This is a genomic window from Elstera litoralis (assembly GCF_000963705.1).
In the GTDB taxonomy this organism is placed as follows: Bacteria; Pseudomonadota; Alphaproteobacteria; order Elsterales; family Elsteraceae; genus Elstera; species Elstera litoralis.
This window is the reverse complement of sequence record NZ_LAJY01000418.1, coordinates 1-1,370: the sequence shown is the minus strand read 5'-3', so window position 1 is coordinate 1,370 and position 1,370 is coordinate 1. Positions and strand designations below refer to the sequence as shown.

The following is a 1,370-nucleotide window of genomic DNA, read 5'->3' as shown; positions in this document are numbered from 1 at the left end:
ATGGGTCAAAAAAGTCAATCCGATCGGGCTTCGGCTCGGGATCAATCGCACCTGGGATTCGCGTTGGTACGCCAGCAAAGAATATGCAGCCCTGCTGCACCAGGACCTGAAGCTGCGCAAGATGCTGTTTGAACGTCTCGTTCAGGCCGGCATCAGCCGCGTCATCATCGAGCGTCCGGCCAAGAAGGCCCGTATCTCCATTCACTCGGCGCGTCCGGGTGTGGTGATCGGCAAGAAGGGCGCGGACATCGAAAAGCTGCGTCTTGAACTGTCGAAGTTCACGAAGAGCGAAGTCAGCCTCAACATCGTCGAAATCCGCAAGCCGGAGCTTGATGCGAAGTTGGTGGCCGAGAGCATTGCTCAGCAGTTGGAACGCCGCGTTGCTTTCCGTCGCGCCATGAAGCGCGCCGTTCAGGCGGCGATGCGTCTGGGTGCCCAAGGCATTCGGATCAACTGCTCGGGCCGTCTCGGCGGGGCCGAAATCGCTCGGATGGAATGGTATCGCGAAGGCCGCGTGCCGTTGCACACTCTGCGGGCCGAAGTCGATTACGGCGTCGGTACCGCGAAGACCACCTATGGCATCTGCGGTGTCAAAGTGTGGATCTTCAAGGGTGAAGTAATGGCGCACGACCCGATGGCCCAGGACAAGCGCGCTGCTGAACAGCAGCCGACGCGCTAAGGCTAGGGGAATAAAACGATGTTGCAGCCAAAGCGCACAAAGTTCCGCAAGGCCCATAAGGGCCGCATCCACGGCAATGCCAAGGGCGGAACTCAGTTGGCTTTCGGGTCGTTCGGCCTGAAGTCGCTGGAACCGGGCCGGATCACGGCCCGTCAGATCGAAGCGGCCCGTCGCGCTATGTCGCGTCATATCCGCCGCGTGGGTCGTATCTGGATCCGCGTGTTCCCGGACGTTCCGGTTTCGTCGAAGCCTGCCGAAGTCCGCATGGGCTCCGGTAAGGGCTCGCCGGAATTTTGGGTCGCCCGCGTTAAGCCGGGTCGCATCATGTTCGAAATGGACGGTGTGCCACGCGAGATCGCTGAACGTGCGTTCGAACTGGCTGCCGCAAAGCTGCCGGTGGGCGTTAAGTTCGTTCAGCGCCTCGGCGAGGAGGCTTAACGATGGCCGACGATATTCGCGTAAAGACCGATGACCAGCTCAAGGATGAGCTGGTCAACCTCAAGAAAGAGCAGTTCAATCTGCGCTTTCAACAGGCGAGCGGTCAGCTCGAAAACACGGCGCGGGTCCGCCATGTGCGACGCCAAGTAGCTCGCATCAAAACAGTGCTGGCGGAACGGGCCGCGACCCGCTAAAAGGGTCGCTTTCCGAATGGAGACTGCTTAAATGCCAAGGCGCGTTCTGCAAGGCAGGG

3 protein-coding genes are annotated in these 1,370 nt (G+C 60.3%); all 3 read left to right on the top strand.

The features are described from left to right. Positions 1-22 precede the first annotated feature (22 nt). The 3 genes from rpsC to rpmC are packed head-to-tail and all read left to right on the top strand — an operon-like array spanning position 23 to position 1,311. On the top strand, positions 23-679 hold the full coding sequence (gene rpsC, locus VZ95_RS14875) for a 30S ribosomal protein S3 (protein ID WP_045776554.1): 657 nt from the start codon (positions 23-25) through the stop codon (positions 677-679). Positions 680-697: 18 nt separating this feature from the next. Next, positions 698-1,117 carry a 50S ribosomal protein L16 gene (gene rplP, locus VZ95_RS14870; RefSeq protein ID WP_045776553.1) on the top strand — a complete coding sequence of 140 codons (420 nt, stop codon included), beginning with the start codon at positions 698-700 and terminating at the stop codon, positions 1,115-1,117. 2 nt (positions 1,118-1,119) lie between these two features. Beyond that, positions 1,120-1,311 carry a 50S ribosomal protein L29 gene (gene rpmC, locus VZ95_RS14865; protein ID WP_045776552.1) on the top strand — a complete coding sequence of 64 codons (192 nt, stop codon included), beginning with the start codon at positions 1,120-1,122 and terminating at the stop codon, positions 1,309-1,311. The last annotated feature ends 59 nt before the right edge of the window (positions 1,312-1,370 follow it).

Excerpts from the sequence above, each read along its gene's own strand:
- rpmC (WP_045776552.1), top strand. The coding sequence starts at position 1,120 with ATGGCCGACGATATTCGCGTAAAGACCGATGACCAGCTCAAGGATGAG.
- rplP (WP_045776553.1), top strand. The coding sequence starts at position 698 with ATGTTGCAGCCAAAGCGCACAAAGTTCCGCAAGGCCCATAAGGGCCGC.